The 721-nt window shown below is 73.6% G+C and carries 1 protein-coding gene; it reads right to left on the bottom strand.

The window, feature by feature from the left end; all coding sequences use genetic code 11:
* On the bottom strand, window positions 1-721 hold a 721-nt coding region (locus tag ACFPZL_RS13950; RefSeq protein ID WP_382336006.1), incomplete at both ends, for a DUF58 domain-containing protein.

Raw genomic sequence — 721 nt, forward strand, 5'->3', positions numbered from 1 at the left:
CGGCCAGCCACTCGCAGCGGACCGCGAGCACCTGCACGTCGGGCGGGAAGGCCGCGGAGGCGCGGCGCAACCGCAGCATGTCGGGTCGGGAGCCGGTGATCAGTGCGACGATGGAGAGCGGCCTTCCCGAATCGGCGAGGCTGCGGGCGAGCACCTCGAACGGCAGCCCCTCCTCCGTGCTGCCGAGCTCGGCCCAGGCGTCCAGCAGCTCGACGGGGTCGCGCGACGGCAGCTCCTCGAGCCCGTCGATGCTGGGCCGGATCCGGCCAGGTGCCCAGGCCGACGCGACGAATCGTTCACGCCCCTCGCGCACCGCCTGCACCGAGAGCGAGGCGGCGACGCTCACGCCGAGCTCGAACTCGTCGTCGCTCGCGTACTCCTCGCGCAGCGCGTCGAAGAGCACCGCGACGCGGGCGGTCTGCGACTCCTCGAACTGGCGCACCATGAGCGTGCCCGTCTTGGCGGTCGACTTCCAGTGGACGTGCCGCAGCGCATCGCCGTGCGCGTACTCGCGCACCGCGTGGAACGAGAGATCCGCCTCGGTCAGCCGGCGGCTCGGCCGGCCCTCGAGATCGCGGACCAGGCCGGCGGAGTGCGGTGGCAGCGCCGCAGTCGGGGGGTGGACGTGCAGCAGGTGGCGGTCTCGCCAGGTCACTTCGCGCCGTAGGAGGCCGAGCGGATCCTGCCGGGCCAGCGTGAGCGGGCCGACGCGGATCACGCC

It is taken from the genome of Leucobacter soli (genome assembly GCF_042659205.1).
Classification (GTDB): Bacteria; Actinomycetota; Actinomycetes; order Actinomycetales; family Microbacteriaceae; genus Leucobacter; species Leucobacter soli.